Raw genomic sequence first — 25,216 nt, forward strand, 5'->3', positions numbered from 1 at the left:
AGGCGGCACTCTCCCAAACTGCATCACAAGCAAAAGGAAGATCACGATGCTGACTCGCACGTTTAACGCTCTCTCGGTCATTGCACTCGCGGCATGCACAGCCTTTACTTCCGGGCCGGCAAGCGCGGACGACAACGACGCTTTCTCGCATGACGGCGGCGGCTCGCGCGGGCGGCCAGTCAAGGTGATGATTATTTCGATGTTCGGTCCGGAGGGCCAGGTGTGGCTCGATAAGCTCGGGCCATGGCGCGATATTAGGGTAGACGGCCTGTCACCCGATTACCCGGCAGTACATTGCAACCGCCAGGACGTATGCGTAATGACGACCGGCATGGGTCACACGAACGCCGCCGCGTCGATCATGGCATTGACGTTCTCACCGCGATTCGATTTGCGGCACACGTATTTCATGGTGGCGGGTATTGCCGGCATCGATCCGCAACAGGGCACGGTCGGCTCCGCTGCGTGGGCCAAATATCTCGTCGACTTCGGCATTCAATGGGAGATCGACGGGCGCGAGATTCCGGCCGGCTGGAATACTGGCTATCTCGGCATCAACACAAAGAGCCCGTCGGAGAAGCCGCCGCTCGATTACCGGACCGAAGTGTTCCAGCTCAATACGCAACTCGCCGATACCGCATTCGCCCTGTCGCGCAATGTGGTGCTTTCCGACAACGCGCAGGCGCAGGCCGCGCGTGCGAAGTATTCATACGCGCCGGCTAATCGTCCGCCGACTGTCATTCAATGCGATACGCTCGCCGGCGATACCTGGTGGTCGGGCACGCTGCTCGGGCAACGGGCTCGCGACTGGACCAAGATCCTGACGGATCAAAAAGGCGTGTATTGCACCACGCAGCAGGAAGACAATGCCACATACGAAGCGCTAAAACGCGCGGCTTCGGTGCACAAGGTGGATTTGAACCGCGTTGCCGTGGTGCGTGCGGGCTCTGATTTCGACCGTCCGTACGACGGACAGACCAGCGCCGACAATCTGCTGAACTACTCCGCGCAAGGCGGCTTCACGATTGCTCTCGAAAATCTGTACCGCTCGGGTAATCCGCTCGTTCAGGACATTGTCACGCACTGGAGCGAATGGCGCGAGGGCGTGCCAAAACGCTAACCAGCTAATTGCAGTGCGGGCCGCTTCATGCGGCCCGCACTGCAATGGCGCGCGACACTCAACGTTGTGGTGCGCGAAACGGTGTCCAGACGGCGGCGTCCGTATCCCAATGATCGAGTTCCGATGGTGTCATGATGTGCTCCTTAGTGAAGACTGGAAAGCTAGCGTGGCGATCTGCATTTATTCCGGAAAACTAACGATTCTGGCGTTTGCTTTCCTTTTTGCTCAATGCCCCGCTTGTTGCTCCGCTCGTGCTTTGCTTAGTGCTTTGCTTATTGCCCGTTACTGGCCATTCGCGACACGAGTGACGTCGCCGCTCGTGCCTTCCTGCAACGCGATGCGTGCGGCCTGCGTCTGGCCGATCAGACCTTTGTTCGGGTAGCTCGTGCGATTGAGCGCGGGCAACGAACCGTCACGATATGCGGCAACCAATTCAGCCTGCACTTCGGCGCGCGTTTTTCCGCTCGTCGTCGAAGTGGGTTGAGTCTGGTAAGAACCGGCGTGGCCAATGCCGTTGCCGCCGCCGTCGCTTTGTGCAAATACCGGCGCGCTGGCGAGCAGCGAGAGAGCAAGACCTGCGAGAAGATTGCGTTTCATGATTCACTCCTGTCGATTCGTTTGCAGCACGAGGGGCGCTGCGACAGGGTGAAATGTAGACTTCGAGTCGGCCTCGATAAATCGCGCTTTCGCGAAATGAATTGTCGCGATTTCGGAACAATCGCGCGACGACCCCTATAAACACGGGCTCAAACAACAACCGCGGCATTAGCGCCGCGGTTGGAATTCACTGTTCCAGATTTTGTACTTCAATCTAATTGAATTACGCGACCCATTCGGAAATAATCGGCGTGTCGAGTGCAGGAGCCGATTCGCGTTCTTCCAGGGTGCGTTGCGAGCATGTTGCATCGAGCGCACCACGGCCGCTCAGCAATGGGCAGCGATCGAATACTTCGGCGATCCAGTCTACGAAAACACGGACTTTAGGCGACAGATGCCGACTGTGCGGATAGACTGCGGAAATCGGCATCGGCAAAGGCTTGAGTTCTGGCAGTACTTCAACCAGTTGGCCTGAACGCAGATGCGGCAGCACCATGAAACGAGCCGGCTGAATCAGGCCGAAACCTTCCAGCCCGCAGGTCACGTAGGCATCGGCGTCGTTGACCGACACAATGCCCTTCATTTTTACTTCAACCTCTTTGCCATCAACCATAAACGCCCAGTCGAGCGTGCGTCCCGTACGGCTGGAGAAGTAATTGACTGCTTTGTGATTTTCCAGGTCGTCGAGCGAAGTCGGCATGCCGGCCCGTTCAATGTATTCCGGGGCCGCGCACGTCACGCCCTCGAATAGGCCAATACGCCGCGCCACCAGCGAAGAATCCTGGAGTGCGCCAACGCGCACCACGCAATCCACGCCTTCCTGCAAAAGGTCGACCTGTCTGTCCGACAAGCCGAGTTGCAGGTCGATGTCCGGGTAGCGCGTGTGGAATTCACATAGTTGAGGAATCACCAGCAAGCGGCCGATCGAGCCCGGCATGTCGATGCGCAGCTTGCCGTGCGGCTTTTTATTGCCGCTCTGAAAACTGGCCTCGGTCTCTTCGACGTCCGCGAGAATGCGCACGCAGCGCTCGTAATAAGCGGCGCCGTCCGGCGTGAGCGACAGGCGCCGCGTAGTGCGGTGCATGAGCCGTGTGCCGAGGAACGCTTCGAGGTTCTGAATGATCGTGGTAACCGATGCGCGGGGCAGGTCGAGCGTTTCCGCCGCACGGGTAAAGCTGTTGGTGTCGACAACGCGTGTGAACACTTGCATGGCCTGAAGCCGGTCCATTGCAAACCTCCAGAAGGGGCAGGCGTACTGATCAGGATTCGAATCCGCGGAGCAATCGGATGGATTGTTCAGGGGCGCCGAATTGTGTTGCCGGATTATAGGCATTTATTTACGAGTCTGCCGAACCCACAATTCGCACCATTGAAGTTCTTTGCGCATTGCGCGGCTCGACATGCAAGCATTTAAACCGCCGTACTCCTTTGAGCCCACCGGCAGTGCACCGGTAGAGGCCGACAGCGCGGCACTCGAGGTCACTGACGTGCAGATAGAAGGGCACGCTCAGGACATCACATTGCGTTTGTACCGGCAGGGAAAGAAAACCGCACTGCCAGTACTGCTTTATTTTCACGGCGGCGGCTTTACGAAGGGATCTATCGATCAAGCCGACTTCGCCTCGCGTTATTTCGCAGAACATTTACCGGCATTGGTGGTGTCGGTCGGCTATTCGCTGGCGCCGGCGTTTCCGTTCCCCGCCGCGCCTGAAGACGCGCACCGCGCGGCATTGTGGGTACAGACGCGGGCGCGCGCTTTTGGCGGCAATAGCAGAAAGGTTGGCGTAGCGGGCCATGACGCCGGCGGTCAATTGGCCAATTGCCTCGCGTTCATCGCGCGTGATCGCGGCGACGTGCAGATCGCCGCGCAGGCTTTGTTCGGGCCGATGCTGGACCCGAGTCTCACCCGCCTCGGCGACGAAAAGCGTCTGGGCTCGGACATCACGGCAAGAGAGTGCGCGGCTTGTTACCGCGCGTACTTGCCGCAAGCGTCGCAACGCATGCATCCGTATGCGGCGCCGCTCGAATCGTCGCGACTCGCGGGCTTGCCGGCCACGCTGATCGCGACGGCGCAAAACGACGTGCTGCACGTCGAGGCGGAGAAATACGCGAGCAGCCTGATCGACGCAGGTGTGCTGACCCAGGTGGTCCGCTATCCGGCCGTCTCGCATGCGGCGTTGGCCGATCATCCGCCCGCCTTGCAGGAAGCGGTGCGATTTTTTCAGTGGCGCTTCGATGCGCGCGCCCATCGATGAAACACAAATAAGCAGAACTTCAATCAACGATACCGGGAGCTTCAAATGACCATTCTTCCTCTTTCCCGTCGCCGTGTGGCGATAGCCGCGCTAGCCGTGATCGTCGTAGCCGGACTGGGCACGTTCGGCGCAATTCGTGTCGACGCCAGTTCGCCTGCCGCGCCGACCATCGTGCCGGAAGTCGATGTCGCCACTGTGGTGCAAAAGACGATTACCGACTGGCAGAGCTATTCGGGCCGCCTTGAAGCTGTCGAAAAAGTGGACGTCCGTTCACAGGTGCCTGGCACGATCGTGTCGGTCAACTTCAAGGACGGCGCGCTCGTGAAGAAAGGCGACACGCTGTTCGTGATCGACCCGCGCCCGTATGCGGCGGAAGTGGCCCGAGCGGAAGCGCAGCTCGCGGCCGCGCAGGCGCGCACCGGCTACACGCAAAGCGACTGGGAACGCGCGCAGCGCCTGATCACCGACAACGCAATCGCGAAGCGTGACTACGACGAGAAGCAGAATGCCGCGCGCGAAGCGAGCGCGAACCTGAAGGCCGCGCAAGCCGCGCTCGAAACCGCGCGCATCAATCTCGGCTACACGAAGATTGTTGCGCCGGTTTCGGGCCGTGTGTCCCGTGCGGAAATCACGGTGGGCAACGTGGTGTCGGCGGGCGCGAGCTCAACGCCGCTCACCACGCTCGTGTCGGTTTCGCCGATCTACGCATCGTTCGACGCCGACGAACAAACGTATCTGCAATACCTGCGTCGTGCGAAAGACGGCGGCAAGGTGCCGGTCGAACTCGGTCTCGCCGACGAAAGCGGCTACTCGCGCAACGGCGTGATCGAGTCGGTGGACAACCGGCTCGATACGTCGTCGGGCACGATTCGCGTTCGCGCGCGTTTCGATAACCAGGACGGCACATTGATTCCGGGCCTCTACGCACGCGTGAAAGTGGGCGGCAGCGAGCCGCACCCCGCGCTGCTGATCGACGACGCCGCTGTGGGCACCGACCAGGACAAGAAGTTCGTGCTGGTGGTCGATCAAAACAATCACGTTGCGTACCGCGAGATTTCCGTCGGCGATATGCAGGGCAACCTGCGCGTCGTGAAGGGCGGCCTGAAGGCGGGCGACCGGATCGTCGTCAACGGCATTCAGCGTGTGCGTCCGGGCGATGCAGTGCGCGCGCACATGGTGCCCATGACGACCGACCAGGACCCGAACAGCGCGCCGCTTGCACAGACGCGCGCCAAAGCGGACAAGAATTCGTGAGCGTCGCCGCCGCGGCGTTGAACGCGCGGCGCCTTGCTCCAACCGCTTGCTCCAACATCAAGAGCTTCCAATGAACATATCCAAATTCTTCATCGATCGGCCGATCTTTGCGGGCGTGCTATCGGTATTGGTACTGCTGGCGGGCGTCATTTCGCTCTTCAAGCTGCCGATCTCCGAGTACCCCGAAGTGGTCCCGCCGTCGGTCGTGGTGCACGCGCAGTATCCTGGCGCAAATCCGAAAGTGATCGCGGAAGCCGTCGCTTCGCCGCTCGAAGAGCAGATCAACGGCGTCGAGAACATGCTGTATATGCAGTCGCAAGCAAATAGCGACGGCAATCTCACGCTGACGGTCACGTTCAAGCTCGGCACGAACCCGGACCTCGCAACGCAACTGGTGCAGAACCGCGTGAACCAGGCACTGCCGCGTTTGCCGGAAGACGTCCAGCGGCTCGGCGTGACGACGATCAAGAGTTCGCCCACGCTGACAATGGTGGTCCACCTGATCTCGCCGAATAACCGCTACGACATGACGTATCTGCGCAACTATGCGCTGCTGAACGTCAAGGACCGGCTCGCGCGTATTCAGGGCGTCGGCGAGGTTCAATTGTGGGGCTCGGGCGACTACGCGATGCGTGTGTGGCTCGATCCGCAGAAGGTCGCGCAACGCGGTTTGACGGCGACCGAAGTGGTCAACGCGATTCGCGAGCAGAACATTCAGGTGGCGGCCGGTGTGATCGGCGCATCGCCTTCGGTGCCAGGCACGCAATTGCAGTTGTCGGTCAATGCGCGCGGCCGTCTGAAGACCGAGGGCGAATTCGGCGACATCATCGTGAAGACCGCGCCCGATGGCGGCGTGACTTATCTGCGCGACATCGCTCGTGTCGAACTGGCCGCGTCGGAATACGGTCTGCGTTCGTTGCTCGACAACAAGCCGGCGGTTGCGCTCGCGATCAACCAGGCGCCGGGCGCGAACTCGCTCGCGATTTCCGACGAAGTTCGCTCCGCGATGAAGGATCTGGCGCAAGACATGCCCGCGGGCGTCGAATACAAGATCGTCTACGACCCGACGCAGTTCGTGCGCTCGAGTATCGAGGCGGTCGTGCATACGCTGCTCGAAGCAATCGCGCTGGTGGTGATCGTCGTGATCGTGTTCCTGCAGACGTGGCGTGCATCGATCATTCCGTTGATCGCCGTGCCGGTGTCCATTGTCGGTACGTTCTCGCTGTTGCTTGCGTTCGGTTTCTCGATCAATGCGTTGTCGTTGTTCGGCATGGTGCTCGCGATCGGGATCGTGGTGGACGATGCGATCGTGGTGGTGGAGAACGTCGAACGGAATATCGAAAGCGGGCTCAGTGCGCGCGATGCAACGTATAAGGCGATGCAGGAAGTGAGCGGGCCGATTATCGCCATCGCGCTCACGCTCGTTGCCGTGTTCGTGCCGCTCGCGTTCATGACGGGCCTCACGGGTCAGTTCTACAAGCAGTTCGCGATGACCATCGCGATCTCCACGGTGATCTCGGCGTTCAACTCGTTGACGCTGTCGCCGGCGTTGTCCGCCATGCTGCTGCGCGGTCACGGCGCGAAGGAAGACCTGCTGACGCGTGTGATGAACCGTGTGCTGGGCCGCTTCTTCAAGGGCTTCAACAAGGTGTTTCATCGCGGCTCGACGGCATACGGACGCGGCGTGACCGGCGTGCTGCGCCGTAAGGGTGCAATGCTCGCGGTGTACGCGATTCTGCTCGGTGCAACGGTGCTGATCTCGCGTGTCGTGCCGGGCGGCTTCGTGCCCGCGCAGGACAAGGAGTACCTGATTGCGTTCGCGCAGTTGCCGAATGGCGCATCGCTGGATCGTACGGAAAAAGTGATCCGCGACATGAGCGCGATAGCGCTTAAGCAGAAGGGCGTGGAAAGCGCAGTGGCGTTCCCGGGTTTGTCGGTGAACGGCTTCACGAACAGTTCTAGTGCGGGCATTGTGTTCGTCACGCTCAAGCCGTTCAAGGAGCGCGGCGACAAGAAGCTCTCGGCGGGTGCGATTGCCGGCGCGTTGAACCAGCAATATGGCGCGATCAAGGACTCGTTCGTCGCGGTGTTTCCGCCGCCACCTGTGCTCGGTCTCGGCACGCTCGGCGGTTTCAAGATGCAACTGGAGGATCACGGTGCGCTCGGTTACGCGGAACTGAACAAGGCAGCAGAGGCATTCGTGAAGAAGGCCGCGCAAACGCCTGAACTTGGCCCGACCTTCTCCAGCTATCAGATCAACGTTCCGCAATTGAACGTGGACCTCGACCGTGTGAAGGCGAAGCAGCTCGGCGTGCCGGTTACCGACGTGTTCAACACGATGCAGATCTATCTGGGCTCGCTGTATGTGAACGACTTCAACCGTTTTGGCCGCGTGTATCAGGTGCGGGTGCAGGCAGACGCGCCGTTCCGTCAACGCGCCGACGACATCCTGCAACTGAAGACGCGCAATGCCGCGGGCGACATGGTGCCGTTGTCGTCGCTCGTGTCGGTCACGCCGACGTTCGGTCCGGAAATGGTGGTGCGTTACAACGGCTATACCGCAGCGGACATCAACGGTGGACCGGCGCCGGGATTCTCGTCCGGTCAGGCGCAAGCCGCGGCTGAGCGCGTGGCGGCCGAAGTTCTGCCGCGCGGCGTCAAGCTCGAATGGACCGACCTCACGTACCAGCAGATTCTCGCCGGTAATGCGGGCCTGTGGGTGTTCCCGATCAGCGTGTTACTCGTGTTCCTCGTGCTCGCTGCACTGTATGAAAGCCTGACGCTGCCGCTCGCCGTGATCCTGATCGTGCCGATGAGCGTGCTGTCTGCCCTGACCGGCGTGTGGCTCACGGGCGGCGACAACAACATCTTCACGCAGATCGGCTTGATGGTGCTGGTGGGCTTGTCGGCGAAAAACGCGATTCTGATCGTGGAGTTCGCCCGAGAACTCGAACACGATGGACATACGCCATTGTCGGCGGCGATTGAGGCGAGCCGGCTGCGTCTGCGGCCGATTCTGATGACGTCGATCGCGTTCATCATGGGTGTGGTGCCGCTCGTGCTGTCGACCGGAGCCGGTTCGGAAATGCGTCACGCAATGGGTGTCGCGGTGTTCTTCGGCATGCTTGGTGTCACGCTGTTCGGGCTGATGCTCACGCCGGTGTTCTATGTGGTGCTGCGTACGTTGGCCGGCGGGACGATTCATGTCGCGCAGAAGGATTCGCCGCGCATTGGCGCACCGGTCACGGACGCCTGAGGAGAAAACAACAATGAAACGCTTTGAAAGTTTGAGTGGATGGGGCCGGGCAGCAGCCAGCGGTTTGCTGCTTGCACTGCTCGCCGCCTGCTCGGTGGAGCCCACCTATAAGCGGCCGGAAGTGGATACGCCCACCGCGTTCAAGGAAGCGCCGGTAGCGGCTTCGGGGGCCTCGGCAGCTTCGGCGCCCTCCGCTGCATCGGCACCGGACGCCGGCACGTGGAAGACGGCGCAACCTGCCGACGACGCGCATCGCGGCGAATGGTGGAAGATTTTCGGCGACCCGCAACTCGACGCGCTCGAAGAGCAGGCGGCCGCCGCGAATCAGGACCTGAAGGCGGCAGCAGCGCGCGTGCAACAGGCCCGTGCGGTGACGCGTGCAGCCAAATCGGACTGGTTCCCCAAGATCGATGCGGGCTTCGGCCCGACTCGCGAACGTGCGTCCGCGGCATCGCAATTCCAGCCGGATAGCGCGGGCGGCACGACCGGCACCATCTGGCGCGCGCAGGTCGGCGCGTCGTATGAAGCGGATCTGTTCGGGCGTGTCGGCTCTAACGTCAATGCGTCGCGTGCGGACGAGCAGCAAAGCGAAGCGCTGTTCCGCTCGGTGCAGTTGTCGTTGCAGGCCGATGTCGCGCAAAACTATTTCCAGTTGCGCGAACTCGATACCGATCAGGACTTGTACCGCCGCACAGTGGCATTGCGTGAAGATACGTTGAAGCTCGTCGAGCGTCGTTTCAAGGAAGGCGACATCAGCGAGCTCGATGTTTCTCGCGCCCGCAACGAACTTGCGAGCGCGCGTGCGGATGCCGTGGGCGTCGCACGTCAGCGCGCGGCGTCGGAGCATAGTCTCGCGATTCTGCTCGGCAAGCCGCCGGCAGACTTCTCGTTCGCAGAAGCGCCGCTCGTGCCGGTAGCGGCGCGCGTGCCGCCGGGCTTGCCTTCGGCGCTGCTCGAACGGCGGCCGGACGTGTCGGCAGCCGAACGCGCGATGGCGGCGGCAAACGCGCGTGTCGGTCTCGCGAAGTCGGCGTTTTTCCCGAAGCTCGATATCACTGGCGCATTTGGGTATGAGTCGGCAACGTTGGGCAATCTGTTCATGTGGTCGAGCCGCGCGTTCATTCTCGGACCGTTTGCCGGCACTGCATTGACGTTGCCTCTGTTCGACGGCGGCCGGCGTAAGGCGAATCTCGCGCAGGCTCGTGCGAAATACGACGAGGACGTCGCGCAGTATCGTCAGCAGGTTCTGGTCGCGTTCCGCGAAGTCGAGGACAACCTGGCCGACCTGCGCCTGCTCGACGACCAGATGCGCGAGCAGAACAATGCCGTGCAGGCCTCGCAGCGCGCGGCCCGTCTGTCGCGCACGCAGTACACCGAAGGCGCGGTCAGCTATCTGGACGTGATCGACGGCGAGCGGCAGGTGTTGAGTACGCAACTGCAGGCGAGCCACTTGCAGGGCACGCAGGCTGTCGCGACGGTCAACCTGATTCGCGCGCTCGGCGGCGGCTGGGGCGATGTGGCTGCGTCCGACACCGCAGTCGGCTCCGCTGCACCGGCTGCAACGCCGGCTTCGTCAGCGGCGTCTGCCGAGCAGGTGGCCAAGCGCTAGACGTTTTACTGCTGAGGCTGGACCCGAGTGCTGCAAACAGGCCGGATCGCGCGATGAGCGCGGTCCGGCTTTTTTCTGCGCAAATCTTTTTTAGCACTTTCCATTCGAAAATCCGTTCGTAGACCCGTAGGTATCGTGGACTCTATGATGATTCGCACCATGACGCGGGCTGTCGAACAGGCTCGCCGCGAACCACATCACGTATCGACTACAAGAGTCCACCATGCGCAATTTCGCTTCAAACATGCGGCGTTTTTTTCACGCGCCGGCGCTCGCGCTTGTCAGCGCCTTCGGCTTCGCACTGGCTGTGCCCGCAATGCACGCAGACGCAGCGGACGCGCCGACACTGAAAATCGGCACGGCCACGAGCCCGCAAATCGAGGCACTCAAAGTAGCCGTGCGCGAGGCGAAAGAGCAGGGGCTCGACGTGAAGGTCATCGAGTTCACGGACTGGAACACGCCGAACGCCGCACTCGCGAATAAGGATATCGACGTTAATTACTTCCAGCACATTCCGTTTCTCGAGAACGCGAAGAAGCAGGGCGGCTATAACTTTGTCGCAATTGCCCCTGGCACGATCATGAAGATCGGTCTGTACTCGAAAAAGATCAAACGATTCGACGAGTTGAAAGACGGCGCGACCGTGGCTATCGCCAATGATCCCGTCAATGGCGGGCGCGGTTTGTTGCTGCTGCAACGCGCGGGGCTCATCAAGCTGACGCCCGGAATCGACTATCGCGCAACCACGCTCGACATTATCGACAACCCCCGGCATCTGAAGATCGTTCAACTGGAAGCATCGCAACTGGCGCGTTCGCTCGACGATGTCGATCTTGCACAAGGCTATCCGAGCTTCATCAAGCTCGCGGGGACGACGGACCCGAATAGCGCGCTGCTGTTCGACGGTCTGGAGAACAAGAACTACGCAATTCAGTGGGTCGTGCGTCCGGAGAGCGTGAACGATCCGCGCATTCGCAAGTTCATTTCGATCTATCAGCATTCGCCGGCTGTGCGCGCCGCGCTCGACAAAGCATTCGGCACTCTGTACGCGGTCGCCTGGTAAGCGGCGCATCTCGCGCTGATCAGAAACAACAGGAGTGACGCGATGCCGAAGAAGATTCTGTTGAACGCATTCAACATGAATGCAGTGGGCCATATCAATCACGGCTTGTGGACGCATCCACGAGATCGTTCGGCGCATTACACCGATCTCGACTACTGGACGAGTCTTGCGCAAACGCTCGAACGGGGCAAGTTCGACGGGATCTTTCTCGCGGATATTGTTGGCGTGTACGACGTGTATCAGGGCGGTCCGGATACGCCATTACGCGAAGCCGTGCAGATTCCAATCAACGATCCCTCGCTGATCGTGCCCGCGATGGCGCATGTGACGCGTCATATCGGTTTTGGCGTAACGTCGAATCTGACGTATGAGCCGCCGTATCTGTTCGCGCGGCGCATGTCGACGCTCGACCATCTGACCAAAGGGCGGGTCGGCTGGAATATCGTCACCGGCTATCTGGATAGCGCCGCTCGCGGCATGGGTCTCGCGCAACAGATCAGTCACGATGACCGCTATGACCGTGCCGACGACTATATGGATGTGGTCTACAAGCTCTGGGAGCAAAGCTGGGAGGACGACGCGGTGGTGCGCGACCGCGCTTCACGCATCTTCTCGCAACCGGGCAAGGTGCATCGCGTGAAACACGACGGTCCTTTCTATTCGATCGACGCGATTCACTTGAGCGAGCCATCGCCGCAACGCACACCCGTGTTGTATCAGGCCGGATCGTCGAGCCGCGGCGTGGATTTTGCGGCGCGCCATGCGGAGTGCGTGTTTGTCGGCGGACAGAACAAGCAGTTGACGCGTTCGATCGTCGACGACATTCGCGCACGAGCCGTGAGCTTTGGGCGCTCGCCTGACGACATCAAGATCTTCGCGGGCATCACCGTGGTGGTCGGCGAAACCGAACGCGCCGCACAGGAAAAGTTCGAAGAGTACCGGCGCTATGCAAGCGCTGAAGGCGGCATCGCGCATTTCTCCAGCTCGACAGGTATCGACTTTTCGCAATACGAGCTGGATGAGCCGATCTCGTATGTAAAGACGCAATCCATGCAATCGGCGGTCGAAGCCATTTCGAAGAAGAGCGTGAGCGGCGTCTGGACCAAGCGCAAAGTACTCGAACAGATGACGCTCGGTGGTCGCGCAAAACCGGTGGTGGGCTCGCCGCAGCAGATCGCGGACGAACTGGTGTCATGGGTCGACGAAGCGGGCGTCGACGGTTTCAATCTGACACGCACGGTGATGCCGGAATCGTTCGAGGACTTCGTGGACCTCGTCGTGCCGGAGCTGCAGAACCGCGGCGTCTACAAGGAAGACTACGATCCCGCGCCTACGCTGCGAGAGAAGCTGTTCGGCGGCGGCCGCGCGCGTTTACCGGACGTGCATGCCGGCGCACAGCATCGGCGAGCGCCGCAAAGCGGCATCAAACAAACCGTGGAAGCCTGAGAGGAACAAAGCGATGGCTAATCTTTTCGACGTGCCGCAGTTTATCGAAGAAGCACCGTCTGCCGCGGCCGATCATCGTGCGAACGCGGCGCCGGCGCAGTCGGCCGTTGTATTCGACCACGTCGGCAAAGTATTCGCGGGGTCCAGCGGTGCCCCGACCGCGGCGCTCGCAGAGGTGACGTTGAACGTTGCGCGCGGCGAGGTGTTCGGCATTATCGGCCGCAGCGGCGCAGGGAAGTCCACGTTGCTGCGGCTCGTGAACGGACTCGAAAAGCCGAGTTCGGGCGCGGTGCGCGTGAATGGAATCAATGTCGGCGAACTCGACGAACGCGGACTCGTGACGCTGCGCCGTCGCATCGGCATGGTGTTTCAGCACTTCAATCTGCTCTCCGCGAAGACCGTGCGCGAGAACATCGCATTGCCGTTGAAGATCGCGGGCGTACCGAAAGCGGCGATCGACAGGAAGGTCGATGCGTTGCTCGAACTCGTCGGCCTCGCGGCAAAGCGCGACGCTTATCCAGCGAGCTTGTCCGGCGGACAGAAGCAGCGTGTCGGCATTGCGCGCGCACTCGTCACGGACCCCGACATTCTGCTGTGCGACGAAGCTACATCCGCACTCGATCCAGAAACGACACAAGCGATTCTCGCGCTGCTGCGCGACATCAACCGTCGGTTAAACCTGACCGTCGTTCTGATCACGCATGAAATGCAGGTGATTCGTGAGGTGTGCGATACGGTCGCCGTGATCGAGCGTGGCCGCGTAGTGGAGACGGGTCCGGTGTGGCGTGTGTTCGGCGAGCCGCAGCACGATGCAACGCGGGCGCTGCTGCGCACGCTGGTTCACGACTTGCCTGCGGATCTTGCCGATCGCGTGAAGCCGCTTGCCGGGATCGCGCACGCCGATGCGCGCGTTCTGCTCGACGTGCGCTTTACTGGCGGCAATGCACGCGACCCCGACCTCGCCGGTCTGACTTCCGCGCTGAGCATCGACGGAGGCGGCGTGAGCTTTGTGCATGGCGGGATCGACCGCATTCAAGGGCATGCGCAAGGGCGCCTCATCGTATCCGCGCAGGTCCGTGCGAAAAAAGGCGCCACGGTGCATGCGCAGGTCGCCGCGTTGGTCGAACGCGCGCGCGGCCACGCTAACCACGTCGAGGTATTGGGTTATGTCTGATCTCTGGCTGTCGGAACTCGTCGGGGCGATACGCGATACGGTTGTAATGGTCGGCGTGTCCGCAGTAATCGCGGCACTGGTCGGCATTCCGTTGGCGCTGGTGCTGGTCACGACCACGCGCGGCGGCATCTTCGAAAAGCGCGCGGTGAACAGCACGCTCGGCGCGCTCGTCAATGCGTTTCGCTCGACGCCGTTCATCATTCTGCTGGTCGCGCTGCTGCCCCTGACGCGCTTGCTGATCGGCACGACTATCGGCGTATGGGCGGCAATCGTGCCGCTCAGCATTGCCGCGATTCCGTTCCTCGCCCGCGTAGCCGAAGTGAGCCTGCGCGAAGTGGACCGCGGCCTGATAGAAGCAGCGCAGGCAATGGGTGCGCAACGCAGGCATATCATCTGGCACGTGTTGTTGCCCGAAGCTCTGCCAGGCATAGTGGGCGGCTTCACGATCACCGTAGTCGCGATGATCGGATCTTCGGCGATGGCCGGTGCGGTTGGCGCAGGCGGCCTCGGCGATCTTGCGATCCGCTACGGCTATCAGCGCTTCGATACGACGGTAATGGTGACGGTGATCGTGTTGCTGATTGCGATCGTAACTACGGTGCAACTGGTGGGCGATCGCTTCGTGCGGCGACTCGCGCAGCGCGCGTGAGGGGCGAGTTCAAATACTGACTGCCGTGTTCGCGTCGGCCTGCTGACACAGTGCATTCGCATGACGAATGACGCGGGCCCTATCGGTCGCGGATCTCACCGCCTATCATGAAAGCTGCCGGATGCGCCGCAAGCCGCTCGCGAGCCCATTCCACCTGCACTGCAGGGTCGCCTCGAAAACATCATCACGTGGAAATAGCATGAACGATTTTCGCCAGACCGCGGCGCTGCAGACGCGCGAGGCGTCCGCCGCACCAGCTGTGCGCGATCTCGCCGGCCTGCTCGCGGCACTGCATGCGAGCGCCGCGGAGCGCGACCTTGCGGGCGGCCACGCCGCGCAGGAGAAACAGTGGATCGCCGACGCGGGCTTGCTCACGCTTGCCGTGCCGCGCGAATTCGGCGGCGAGGGCGCTTCGTGGCCGGAAATCTACGACATCATTCGCAAGATCGCGCAGGTGGACAGCGCGCTCGCGCATCTGCTCGGCTTCACGTTCTTGCAAGAGGTCAGCGTCTATGTGTGGGGTAATGCGGAGCAGCGTGCCCGCTACCTGGGCGGTACGGTAAAAGAGCGCTGGTGGTGGGGCAACGCGGTGAATCCGCTCGACACCCGGCTCGTTGCCAACGCAACCGGCGACGGCGGCTATGTTCTGAACGGTGAGAAAGGCTTTTGCTCGGGCACACGCGGCTCGCACATGATGACGGTTTCCGGGCACGATCCGCAGACCGGCAGCACGATGTTCGCAGTCGTGCCGACCACGCGCGAGGGCATCACCGTCAACGAAGACTGGAATCCGATCGGCCAGCGGCAGACCGACAGCGGCAGCGTGTCGTTTGTCCAGGTCCGGGTCGAGCCTGAAGAAGTCCTGCAACGTGGCGATACGCCGTATGCGAGTTTGCGCACGCTCGTATCGCAGCAGGTCATGACCAATCTGTTCGTGGGCATCGCGCAAGGCGCGCTCGATGAAGCGCGTGCGTACGTCACGCAATATGGCAAGCCGTGGATGACTTCGGGCGTGACGAAAGCCACCGACGATCCTTACTTGATCCAGCGTTTCGGCGAAATGCGTATTCAGGCGGTGAGCGCCGAAGCGCTGGCCGTGCGCGCGGCTCAAGCGCTCGATGCCGCGTGGCGCGAAGGCCCGTCGCTTTCCGCCGAAGCGCGCGCGCACGTTGCGCTCGCTACTTCAGAGGCGAAAATCGTCGCGCATCGTGCGGCGCTCGACGTCAGCGAAAAACTGTTCGACGCCTGCGGCGCGCGCGCCACACATGCACCGCTCGCGCTCGATCGCTTCTGGCGCAACGCCCGCGTGCACACGCTGCACGATCCGCTCGACTATCGCGTGCGCGATGTCGGCCGTTATGCACTCAGCGGGACATTGCCGGAAGTTTCTTTGTACACTTGAGGCGGTCCGCGGTGCAGCCAGTCTGCGCCGCGTTTATTCCTTCTCAAGAGATCTCCGGATTGCAGTTCAAATTACCGACCACGGCAACAGCGCCGTTTTGCCCGTCTGAAGTGCAAGGCTCGGTCGCCGTCTCGCAAGGCGCGCCTTTCTGGAAAAAGATCCTGCAGTTCGCCGGCCCCGGTCTGCTGGTTTCCATCGGCTATATGGACCCGGGCAACTGGGCGACCGACATTGAAGCCGGCTCGCGTTACGGCTACAGCCTGCTGTTCGTCGTCATGCTGTCGAGTCTCGCGGCGATGGCGTTGCAATGTCTGAGCATGCGCCTGGGTATCGTCACGGGGCGCGATCTGGCCGAGTTGTCGAGGGCGCGTTATTCGCCCGCGGTCGCGCGAGGGCAATGGTTTCTTGCCGAGCTTTCGATCGTCGCGTGCGATCTCGCGGAAGTGCTTGGCGGCGCACTCGCTTTTCATCTGCTCTTCAAATGTTCGCTTACCACGGGCGTGCTGCTGACCGCGTTCGACACGTTGATCGTGCTCGGCCTGAAGGGCAAGAATTTCCGCGATCTGGAAGCGATCATGCTTGGACTGATCGCGACAATCGGCGTCGGGTATATCGTCGAACTCGCACTCGTGAAGCCGCATTGGCCGTCGGTCGCGCAAGGACTGATTCCGTCGTGGCAGGCGTTGAGCTCGCGCGAACCGGTGTATCTCGCGATCGGCATTCTCGGCGCGACGGTCATGCCGCATAACCTGTATCTGCATTCGTCGATCGTGCAAACGCGAGCGGTGAAGCGCGATCCGGCGAGCATCGGCTCCGCGATCGGCATGTCTCGCATCGATACGATCGTGTCGTTGCTGCTGGCGCTGATGATCAACATGGCGATCCTGATTCTCGCGGCCGCCGCGTTTCATGCGACCGGCCATAATCAGGTCACCGAAATCGAAGACGCCTACAAGCTGCTCGCGCCGATTGTCGGCACCGGCTTCGCGGCTGTGCTGTTCGCGATCACGCTGCTCGCGTCGGGACAAAGTTCGACCTTCACCGGCACGGTTGCCGGGCAGGTCATCATGGAAGGCTTCCTGAAGCTGAAGATTCCGTGCTGGCAGCGGCGCTTCATCACGCGGGCGCTTGCGTTGATTCCTGCACTGATCGGCGTGCAGATGATGGGCAACGGCGCGGTGGGCAAGCTGCTCGTCGCGAGTCAGGTCGTGCTCAGCCTGCAATTGCCGTTCGCGCTTTATCCGCTGATCCGCATGACCGGCGACCGCTCGCTGATGGGCGAGTTCGCGAATACGCTGCTCACGCGGATCGTCGCGTGGACGCTATTCGCGGTGATTACCGCGGCGAACCTGTGGCTCGTCGTGCAGACGGTGGGACTCGTTGGGGAATGAATGGGCGAAGTGCGGCGCGGCCTGATGCATCGCCGCGTTGCCGCGCGAAGAGCGTGAACGTCGAACAAAAAAAGGTCCGCGCAAACTGGCGGACCTTTTACTTTGAGGCTTCGGATTCGAATCGGGCGGACCAGCCGTCATCGAATTTCAATCTGGCAAGCCGCGTGGCTCAGGCGGCCTGGGCGACCTGCGCGGCTTCGAGTGCTTCCTGACGAGCGGCTGCGGCTTTCTTCGTCTTGCCGGCACGCGACGGCGGCTGGCATGCGCCGCACACGACGTTGTGCTGCAGGTCGTGCTTGTGTGCGACGAACTTGCCGGTGCAACGGCAGCACTTCGTCAACTGCAGGATGTCGGCGTCGAAGAAACGCACCAGCGTCCAGGCGCGCGTCAGGTCGAGCACCGGTTCGGTTTCGCTGTGCTTGCAGTGTTCCAGATACAGCCGATACCCTTTGGTGAGCGCATCGAGATGCGAGCAACGCGCTTCGTTCTTCAGGAACAGGTACGTGTTGTAGAACAGCGACGCGTGAATGTTCGCAAGCCACGTCATGTACCAGTCCGCCGAGAACGGCAGCATGCCCTTGGGCGGCGATACGCCCTTCACCTCGCGGTACAGGCGGATCATGCGGTCACGCGAGAGCGTCAACTCGCTCTCGAGCACCTGCATGCGTGCGCCGAGTTCGATCAACGCGATCGCACGAAACACTTCTTGTGCATCTTCCGTCAGGCTACGCTTGAGCATCGCAGTCACCCTATTAGGCAAATTGCTCAGCGGGCTGGCCTGCAAGCAGGATGGCCGCGTGAGTCGGTGCAACTGCGGTGTGCTTCGTCGTTTGCGTCAACGCCGACAGCATCGAGTGGTCGTTGAAGCGGAAGAAACACAACAGCTGATCGGAAGAGGCCAGCTTGACGATCTGTGCGAGCGACAGCCCGGCAAGCAGATCAGCCAGTTCCGACGACAAACCCAGACGGAACATTCCGATCGGTTTGTCCTCACGCAACATACGTTGCGCAAGCATGATGTACGACAGGTTAATCTCGCGGATTGAGTCCAGCGTCTCGCTGCTACGGTCCATTTTCTCTGTTTCCGAAGCCCCGAATTACTATGTCGGCTTTTTGCCGTTATGTCTTTTATGCCTCGCCGAAAACGTTGTCCTTCGGCTACAAGTCGTCCCTGATACACATGGCGACCTTTTGATACATCGCGTTACATTTCGTAACAGCTTGGGACGAATTGTATGAAGGGCAAAACCAGAAATCAATCCCTTCTCAAAAAAATATCTCGAAAAAGTACATGAAATTTCGGTAAGAATTTCACGGACTTGTAATGGGCCGCGCTGGACGCCTTTTCCGCCTTGTCGAGCTTTCGTCAGATCCATGAAAACCCTTGTACGGCGGGGATTAGACCGTGTCGCCCGCGCAACACCGAGGCGGTTCGGAAAGAACCGGTAATTAAGACTGAATGGAAGCGAAGCGAAAAGCGCGCGCCGGGCCGTGTAATTACTACCTTCCGATTTCCCGTTTCAGGGACGGACCGATTTTGTAACGAAAAGATGGCGCCCCGGTTACAAACTCAGCGAGTTTGTAACCGGATCGGTAAGAATTAGCAGCCCGTCGGGCGAACTCGCTCGACTTCGAGCCCAAACGCGGGCCGCAGGCGCGTGCCGAGCACGTTTCCGATGAAGGCGGCGACGAGCCACAGCCAGCCGTGGAGGCTGCCTGAGACGATGCCGCTGAAGTAGGCGCCGATGTTACAACCATAGGCGAGGCGGGCACCGTAGCCGAGCAGGAGGCCGCCGACGACCGCCGCGATCAGCGAGCGCGCCGGCACTTTCCAGACCGGTGCGTAGCGGCCGGCGAGCGCGGCGGCGGCCATGGCGCCGAGAATGATGCCGACGTCCATCACCGTGGTGACGTCATGTGTAACAGGCGCTGCGAGCGCGCCCGCGTTCGCGCGAGTCGCCCAGTACGGCCAGCTCGCCACGTCCACGCCCAGCGCGGCAAAAAGCTTGGCGCCCCACAACGCGAACGCCGAGGTCACGCCCCACGGACGGCCCGACAGCGCGAGCGTCGCGAAGTTGAGCAGCACAAGCGCGAGCGCGCCGACAAAGAGCGGCCACGGCCCTTGCAGCCAAGGCGATGCGCGCGGCGCACGCGCCGGCTCGTTGACGAGGCGCCCGTGCCGCCGCCGTTCGACGATGACGGTCAGCGCCGCGATCGCCGCGAAAATGATCAGGTTCAGCGCGATTGCGGCGCCGGCGCCGAGCGTGTTGACCATCGACAGCGGCTTCAAGGCGGGCAGGGCGGTCCAGAACGGCATGTGCGCGGTCGCCACCACCGAGCCTGTTACAAATGCCGCGAGCGTGACGATCATCCGCGTGCTGCCGCCGCCGACGGTGTACAGCGTGCCGGACGCGCAGCCGCCACCCAGCTGCATGCCGATGCCGAACATGAAGGCCCCGACGAGGACGGACGTGCCGGCGGGCGCAACGAGCCCCACCACCGGATGGCCGAACAAGGTCCCCGACGCGAGTACCGGGACGAACAGCACGACGCCCACGGCGAGCATCAGCATTTGCGCGCGAAGCCCGGCGCCGCGGCCGTCGGCGATAAAAACCCGCCACGCCGACGTGAAACCGAACGCCGCGTGATAGAGCGACATGCCGAGCAGGGCACCGACTATATAGAGCGCGGCCTGACGGCCACTGACGGTCTGAGCCAGATACACGGCACCGAGCGCGATCAGAAGGAGAGCCGCGGCAAGCGGTTTCGGGTTGAGGTCGAAACGGCGTGGCGCGGGAGAAAGAGTAGAGGAAAGTTCGGACATGATGAGATTGACCGTCAACGCACGCGCGCCGGCGGCCCGGCGGGCGGCTGGCGAGCGTTGTTGGCAGAGGAGCGAAAGCGCAATGAGGATCGAAAAAGATAGCACGTAGTGCATATCCTCGCAGGCGCGGGGCGCGTCGCTGTTTGTCACTGTTTGCTGCTGCTTGTCGCTGTTTGTCACCGTTTGCCGCTGCCGCGCCCGATGGCGCCGACGCCGCCGCCCATAACCCCTCACGTGCCGGCGGTCGCCCCGTGCACGCCGTCTGAGCGCCGGTTGTCGGTCAAGCCGTGCAATGCGGCAGCGGTCTGCGGATCGGCCGGAAAGAACGCTTCAATCGCCAGTTCCGACAAGGTCACGTCCACCGGTGTACCGAACACCGTTGTCGTGCTGAAAAACGACAGCACGCCAAGCGGCGTGCACAGCCGCAGCGGCACCGCAATCTGGTTGAGCGGGCTCTCGCCGGGCTCGGGCGGCTGCGCTCCCGGCGGCGTCGGGTAGGCCGCCAGTTCGTCGCGCAACGCGCTGAGCGTTTGGTCGGCGCTTACGTCGATCTGCCGTTGCAGCCGCGCGAGCACGTGCTCCCGCCACGCATGCCAGTTGACGATGGACGAAGCAATGCCTTCCGGATGCAGGCTCAGGCGCAACGCATTCCCGGGCGGCTTCAGCAGATCGGGACTCGCGCCTGACAGGAGCGGCCCGAGCGCGTTATTCGTGGCGACGATGTTCCAGTGCCGGTCGACGGCGAGCGCCGGATACGGTTCGTGGCCCTTCAACACCAGTTCGACGGCTTCACGCGCGGCGCTCAGTTGCGGGTCCGATAGCGGACGCTCGCGAAACAGCGGCGCGTAACCGGCCGCGACGAGCAACGCATTCCGTGCGCGCAGCGGCACGTCGAGGCGCTCGGCAAGATGCATGACCATCTCGCGGCTTGGCATTGCGCGGCCGGATTCGACGAAGCTGAGATGGCGCGTCGAGATGTCGGCTTCGGCGGCGAGCAGCAACTGACTCATCCTTCGCCGCTGCCGCCATTCACGCAGTAGATCGCCGACGGTGCGGCTGGTCGCGGACCGTGTCGACGGGGCGCTTTGCGCAGAAGAAAGTGTGTTCATGCCAACGATGATAGCTAAAGCGCCGCGCCGATCCATTACCTGCGAGGTAATGCGCTCGACGCATTGCCGCGCACTAACGCCGGGACCGCCGGGACGCGCCGCGCAACGATTACCTGCGACGTAATCGACGCGCGGCCCGCTAAGCGCGAATCTTCACTCCGAGCCCGCCGCATGCGACGTGTATGCCGAGCGTAGCGCTCAGTCATTGCCAATCAAGGAGTTGCAGATGAACGCGCATACCGATCTGATCGACCGTTATTTCGACGCATGGAACGAGACCGATGGCGAGCGCCGTCGCAAGCTGATCGCCGCGACATGGGCGACCGACGCCGACTACCGCGACCCGCTGATGGCCGGCTCCGGCCACGACGGCATCGACGCGATGATCCGAGCGGTCCAGGAGCGCTTTGCGCATCACACGTTTCGCCGCTCGACCGACGTGGACGGTTTCGGCAACCGTCTGCGCTTTTCGTGGGCACTCGTCACGCCCGACGGCGAGGCGATCGTCAAGGGCTCCGACTTCGGCGTGGTCGACGCGCACGGCCGTCTGCAGGCGGTGACCGGCTTCCTCTATCAGGTGCCCACGGGCGCCTGATCGCACAGCGCCCGCTGCTTCGCTACTGTCATCTTTGCGTGGAGACGATCATGCACGAGCCCGTCATCAAGTTTGCGCGATACGCACACGCCATCGACGCGCTGTGCGGCGCGATCGCCGGCTTCGCGCTGCTCGCCGGCCCGCGGGCATTCATGTTTACCGCGTTACTCGGCTGGCGCGAACCGGTGGCGGGCGGCGCGGGGCTGATGCTGCTCGCGGCCGTCGGATGGTTGCGGTGGCGCTGCGGCGGCGCGCCGCGGCGCGTGGGCGGCACGTCGTGCACTCTTCACTGGAATCTCCCCGAAACGCGCAACGTTGCTTGCTACAATCGATTGCCGCAATGCGAGCCATTCGAATAACCGCAAGCAACTTGCATGGAGACACAGTGCTTAAGAATCTCGATCCTCTGCTCAACGCCGACATACTGCATGCCCTGCGCTCAATGGGACACGGCGACGAGCTCGTTATTTGCGACGCCAACTTTCCGGCCAACTCCGTCGCGCGTTCCTCGGTGCTGGGCAAGCTGCTTCGTCTCGACGGCGTGAGCTCGCCGCGTGCGATCCGCGCCGTGCTCTCGGTCATGCCGCTCGATACGTTCATCGACCAACCCGCATCGCGCATGCAAGTGGTCGGCGAGCCGCATACCATGCCCGCCGTGCAGCGCGAGGCGCAGGCCGAGGTCAATGCCGCCGAAGGGCGCGACGTGCCGTTTGCGTCCATCGAACGGTTCGCGTTTTATGAGCGCGCGCGCAAGGCGTATTGCGTGATCGCCACCGGCGAGGAGCGCGGCTATGGCTGCTTCGTCTTCACAAAAGGCGTTCTGCTCGCGCCGGACGCCCCTCGCTCGTAGTCGCCAGCCTGCCGCTTTGGGTCGTTCAAATGCTTGCCCGTCTTGGAAAGCGCGGGCAATGCACATATGCTCAGAGGCAAAGTAGGGAACTGCGGCCTTTTAGTCGGGTCTGCTGCTTATTCATCTACAGGAGTCCCCCATGACGCGTCCCGTCGATTCCGGCGTTATTCTCATCGCACGCATTGCTCTCGCTGTTCTGTTTCTATGGGGCGGTGTGATGAAACTGCTGGGCTATGCGGGCTTTGTCGGCTACCTGCACTCCAAGGGCGTGCCCTTCGTGCAGATCGCCGCGCCGATCGCCACCGCGGTCGAGGCAGTGGGCGGGCTCCTGCTGATAGTCGGCTTCAAGGTACGCCCGCTCGCGCTGATCATGGCGGTTTATACGGTGGCTACGGCTGTCCTGGGTCACGACTTCTGGAACGTGACGGACGCCGCCTTGCAGCGCGACATGGTGATCCATTTCTGGAAAAACATTGGTATCGCCGGCGGTTTTCTGCTGCTGTTCGTGACCGGCGCGGGGCGTATCAGTATCGACGGTGCGCGCGCGCCGCGCAGCGGGTTGGGTCTTTGAGCGCACCTCGCTCAGCGATCCCCCGCTGGTTTTGCCTGACTGACGTATTCCGGCTGCAAACAAGGGAGTAAATATGATTCAAAGTTTCGAGCAATCCATTGGCGGCAAAGTGTTGCAGTTGTGCGCGAGTCTTGGAGAAGGGCCCACGCCGCATCGCGTGATCATCAGCCTTGCCGAGTCCGCAAAAACACTCGTGGTGCTGGATGCGTCCGGCTTCCTGAGCGCAATCAAGGCCGAGATCGAGGAGCCCGAAAAACTGATTGCCGACGCAATCAGCAAGGCGCAAAGCGAAGGGCTGATCGAAGCCGCGATTAATACCGGAACGATTCAGGAGGCGTCGCTGTAGCGCGCCTGGCTGCTTTACGCACGCGGTCTATTCACCGCTGACGATTCTGTCGACGACCCCCGAGGCGCCCGAGCCGCGGGGGTCGTTTTTCATGTGTCGTCGGCAAAGGCCGTTTGGCCGGACGCGCAGGCTCAGCGCGAATTGCCGACCGGCGCGGAATCCGCCTCATGCCTTGCCTGCGACGACGAATGCGGCTGCGGATGCACGAGGCAGCTGATCACGCCCGCGAACGCGAGCAGGCCGACCGAGATCGCGGTCGCCGCTTGCATCCCCGAGACGATTTGCGTGGCCGCCGCCCCGCTGGCGAGCGCGCCGAATGCGGCCACGCCCACCGCGCCGCCCGCCTGCCGGGCCGTGTTCAATACCGCCGACGCCGTGCCGGCCCGCGACGCTTGCGCCGACGCCAGCACGGCGGTCGTCATCGCGGGGACGGCGAGTCCCATACCTGACGGAATCAGCAGGAACGGCAACAGCAGGCCGATTAGCGGCGTGCTCGCGTCGACCAGATGCAGCAGGCCGTAGCCGAGTCCGGCGGTGATCGCGCCGGCGATCATCGGTACACGCACGCCGAAGCGGCCCACCACCCAGCCACTTGCGACGTTCGAGATCAGGAAGCCGCCCGTCAACGGCAAAAATGCGAGACCGGCCTGCAACGCCGTGTAGCCGCGCACCCGCTGCAGGTAGAGGCTCAGCACGAACACCATCCCGTAATAGGTCATGTTCACGCAGATGCCGAACAGCACGGCCGCGCTGAAGCTGCGCCCGGCGAAGAGCGAAAGCGGCAGCATTGGCGCGCTCGCGCGCGCTTCGACCGCGACAAACGCGCTGCCGGCGAGCGCCGCAAGCACGAAACCGCCCGCGACGAGCGGATGGCTCAAGCCGAGCGGCCGCCATTCGATCACCGCGGCGACGAACGCGGTCAACGCGACAATGGCGAGCGTCTGGCCGCTCAGATCGATGCCGCGCGGCGTCGGCGGAGCGGTTTCAGGACCGCCTGTTTCAGCACGAGCGATTGCCGGGACAGCGGCTTCGAGGCGTGGCACCCACAGCAGGGTCGCCAGAAAACCGGCAGCGCAGATCGGCAGATTGACAAGAAAAATGCTGCGCCAGCCGAAGGCGGCGATCAGCAGCCCGCCTGCTACCGGGCCGGCCGCGATGGAGATCGCGCCCGCCGCCGTCCACAGCCCGACGGCGCGAGCCCGCAGTTTCGGGTCGTGTCCATACGACTGATTCAGCAAGGCGAGCGAGTTCGGCAGCATCGCGGCGGCGCCGATGCCTTGCAACGCTCGGGCGGCGACCAGCATCGGCGCGCCGGACGCGACACCGCAAGCCAGCGACGCGAGTGCGAACAGCACGATACCCGCCGCGTACAGCCGACGCGCGCCGAAGCGGTCGCCGAGCGCACCGGCCGACAGCATCAGCACCGCGAAGGCGAGCGTGTAGGCGTCGACGACCCATTGAAGGCCCGCGACATTGGCGTGCAGATTCGCGCCGATTTCAGGCAGCGCAATATTGACGATGGTCACGTCGAGTTGCGTGACGACGAAGCCCACGCTGACAGTCGCGAGCACGCGGCCGAGGGCGGGCGAAACGGTACGTTTTGTGGAGGTCATGCGCTATATCGTAGGCGCGATGTGGCGCACCATGTTTCGGGCCGGCGTGAAGTGTCGATGTCGGTCGAAAACTGTGGCTGCCGTGGTCTCCG

Annotated in this window: 23 protein-coding genes; 16 read left to right on the forward strand and 7 right to left on the reverse strand. The window is 62.4% G+C overall.

All coding sequences use genetic code 11. From position 1 onward, the window contains the following. The first annotated feature begins 46 nt into the window (after positions 1–46). Positions 47–1,120: a purine-nucleoside phosphorylase gene (locus SB753_RS16100; RefSeq protein ID WP_410800692.1), complete on the forward strand. Its 1,074-nt coding sequence runs from the start codon at positions 47–49 to the stop codon at positions 1,118–1,120. A 282-nt stretch (positions 1,121–1,402) separates the two neighbouring features. On the opposite strand, the gene SB753_RS16105 is transcribed toward SB753_RS16100, so the two are convergent. Further along, on the reverse strand, positions 1,403–1,717 hold the full coding sequence (locus SB753_RS16105; protein ID WP_410800694.1) for a DUF4148 domain-containing protein: 315 nt from the start codon (positions 1,715–1,717) through the stop codon (positions 1,403–1,405). Between the two features lie 223 nt (positions 1,718–1,940). Further along, positions 1,941–2,945, reverse strand: coding sequence for a LysR family transcriptional regulator (locus SB753_RS16110; protein WP_020068227.1), 1,005 nt, complete (start codon positions 2,943–2,945; stop codon positions 1,941–1,943). 172 nt (positions 2,946–3,117) lie between these two features. Here SB753_RS16110 and SB753_RS16115 point away from each other — a divergent pair, with 172 nt between their 5' ends. The 10 genes from SB753_RS16115 to SB753_RS16160 all read left to right on the forward strand — a co-directional run bounded on the left by SB753_RS16115 (position 3,118) and on the right by SB753_RS16160 (position 17,216). Next, entirely contained in the window at positions 3,118–3,972 is an 855-nt protein-coding gene (locus tag SB753_RS16115) for an alpha/beta hydrolase (protein ID WP_410800696.1), read from the forward strand. A 45-nt stretch (positions 3,973–4,017) separates the two neighbouring features. Then, the gene (locus SB753_RS16120; RefSeq protein WP_020068229.1) at positions 4,018–5,226 is read left to right on the forward strand and encodes an efflux RND transporter periplasmic adaptor subunit; all 1,209 of its coding nucleotides are present in this window, start codon (positions 4,018–4,020) and stop codon (positions 5,224–5,226) included. A gap of 70 nt (positions 5,227–5,296) precedes the next feature. Then, entirely contained in the window at positions 5,297–8,482 is a 3,186-nt protein-coding gene (locus SB753_RS16125) for an efflux RND transporter permease subunit (protein ID WP_020068230.1), read from the forward strand. Between the two features lie 13 nt (positions 8,483–8,495). Continuing rightward, on the forward strand, positions 8,496–10,091 hold the full coding sequence (locus SB753_RS16130) for an efflux transporter outer membrane subunit (RefSeq protein WP_410800698.1): 1,596 nt from the start codon (positions 8,496–8,498) through the stop codon (positions 10,089–10,091). A gap of 244 nt (positions 10,092–10,335) precedes the next feature. After that, a complete protein-coding gene (locus SB753_RS16135) occupies positions 10,336–11,154 on the forward strand; it encodes a MetQ/NlpA family ABC transporter substrate-binding protein (protein ID WP_410801052.1) in 819 nt (272 codons plus the stop codon). Positions 11,155–11,196: 42 nt separating this feature from the next. Then, positions 11,197–12,600: an LLM class flavin-dependent oxidoreductase gene (locus SB753_RS16140; protein ID WP_408172290.1), complete on the forward strand. Its 1,404-nt coding sequence runs from the start codon at positions 11,197–11,199 to the stop codon at positions 12,598–12,600. A 13-nt stretch (positions 12,601–12,613) separates the two neighbouring features. Next, the gene (locus tag SB753_RS16145) at positions 12,614–13,774 is read left to right on the forward strand and encodes a methionine ABC transporter ATP-binding protein (protein ID WP_410800700.1); all 1,161 of its coding nucleotides are present in this window, start codon (positions 12,614–12,616) and stop codon (positions 13,772–13,774) included. After that, positions 13,767–14,423, forward strand: a complete 657-nt coding sequence (locus tag SB753_RS16150) for a methionine ABC transporter permease (RefSeq protein WP_020068235.1) — start codon at positions 13,767–13,769, stop codon at positions 14,421–14,423. Before SB753_RS16145 ends, SB753_RS16150 begins: the two co-directional genes overlap by 8 nt. A gap of 199 nt (positions 14,424–14,622) precedes the next feature. Next, on the forward strand, positions 14,623–15,825 hold the full coding sequence (locus SB753_RS16155) for an acyl-CoA dehydrogenase family protein (RefSeq protein WP_410800702.1): 1,203 nt from the start codon (positions 14,623–14,625) through the stop codon (positions 15,823–15,825). 59 nt (positions 15,826–15,884) lie between these two features. Next, a complete protein-coding gene (locus SB753_RS16160; protein ID WP_088173355.1) occupies positions 15,885–17,216 on the forward strand; it encodes an Nramp family divalent metal transporter in 1,332 nt (443 codons plus the stop codon). A 169-nt stretch (positions 17,217–17,385) separates the two neighbouring features. On the opposite strand, the gene flhC is transcribed toward SB753_RS16160, so the two are convergent. The 4 genes from flhC to SB753_RS16180 form a co-directional block, all read right to left on the reverse strand. Beyond that, the gene (gene flhC / locus SB753_RS16165; RefSeq protein ID WP_020068238.1) at positions 17,386–17,955 is read right to left on the reverse strand and encodes a flagellar transcriptional regulator FlhC; all 570 of its coding nucleotides are present in this window, start codon (positions 17,953–17,955) and stop codon (positions 17,386–17,388) included. A 13-nt stretch (positions 17,956–17,968) separates the two neighbouring features. Next, the gene (gene flhD, locus SB753_RS16170) at positions 17,969–18,289 is read right to left on the reverse strand and encodes a flagellar transcriptional regulator FlhD (RefSeq protein ID WP_020068239.1); all 321 of its coding nucleotides are present in this window, start codon (positions 18,287–18,289) and stop codon (positions 17,969–17,971) included. Positions 18,290–18,816: 527 nt separating this feature from the next. Beyond that, a complete protein-coding gene (locus SB753_RS16175) occupies positions 18,817–20,040 on the reverse strand; it encodes a YeeE/YedE family protein (protein WP_410800704.1) in 1,224 nt (407 codons plus the stop codon). 230 nt (positions 20,041–20,270) lie between these two features. Further along, on the reverse strand, positions 20,271–21,185 hold the full coding sequence (locus SB753_RS16180; RefSeq protein ID WP_410800706.1) for a helix-turn-helix domain-containing protein: 915 nt from the start codon (positions 21,183–21,185) through the stop codon (positions 20,271–20,273). Positions 21,186–21,375: 190 nt separating this feature from the next. Between SB753_RS16180 and SB753_RS16185 the strand changes: the two genes are divergently transcribed. The 5 genes from SB753_RS16185 to SB753_RS16205 all read left to right on the forward strand — a co-directional run bounded on the left by SB753_RS16185 (position 21,376) and on the right by SB753_RS16205 (position 23,511). Continuing rightward, positions 21,376–21,744, forward strand: a complete 369-nt coding sequence (locus SB753_RS16185) for a nuclear transport factor 2 family protein (RefSeq protein WP_410800708.1) — start codon at positions 21,376–21,378, stop codon at positions 21,742–21,744. Between the two features lie 50 nt (positions 21,745–21,794). After that, positions 21,795–22,103, forward strand: a complete 309-nt coding sequence (locus SB753_RS16190) for a hypothetical protein (protein ID WP_410800710.1) — start codon at positions 21,795–21,797, stop codon at positions 22,101–22,103. A gap of 26 nt (positions 22,104–22,129) precedes the next feature. Beyond that, positions 22,130–22,594, forward strand: a complete 465-nt coding sequence (locus SB753_RS16195) for an RbsD/FucU family protein (RefSeq protein ID WP_410800712.1) — start codon at positions 22,130–22,132, stop codon at positions 22,592–22,594. A gap of 139 nt (positions 22,595–22,733) precedes the next feature. Then, positions 22,734–23,165 carry a DoxX family protein gene (locus tag SB753_RS16200; RefSeq protein ID WP_020068245.1) on the forward strand — a complete coding sequence of 144 codons (432 nt, stop codon included), beginning with the start codon at positions 22,734–22,736 and terminating at the stop codon, positions 23,163–23,165. Positions 23,166–23,238: 73 nt separating this feature from the next. After that, positions 23,239–23,511, forward strand: a complete 273-nt coding sequence (locus SB753_RS16205) for a hypothetical protein (protein WP_020068246.1) — start codon at positions 23,239–23,241, stop codon at positions 23,509–23,511. Between the two features lie 131 nt (positions 23,512–23,642). On the opposite strand, the gene SB753_RS16210 is transcribed toward SB753_RS16205, so the two are convergent. Then, entirely contained in the window at positions 23,643–25,124 is a 1,482-nt protein-coding gene (locus SB753_RS16210) for an MFS transporter (RefSeq protein ID WP_410800713.1), read from the reverse strand. Positions 25,125–25,216 lie beyond the last annotated feature (92 nt).

The sequence above is a fragment of the Paraburkholderia sp. SIMBA_053 genome, from assembly GCF_046534895.1.
GTDB lineage: Bacteria > Pseudomonadota > Gammaproteobacteria > Burkholderiales > Burkholderiaceae > Paraburkholderia > Paraburkholderia caledonica.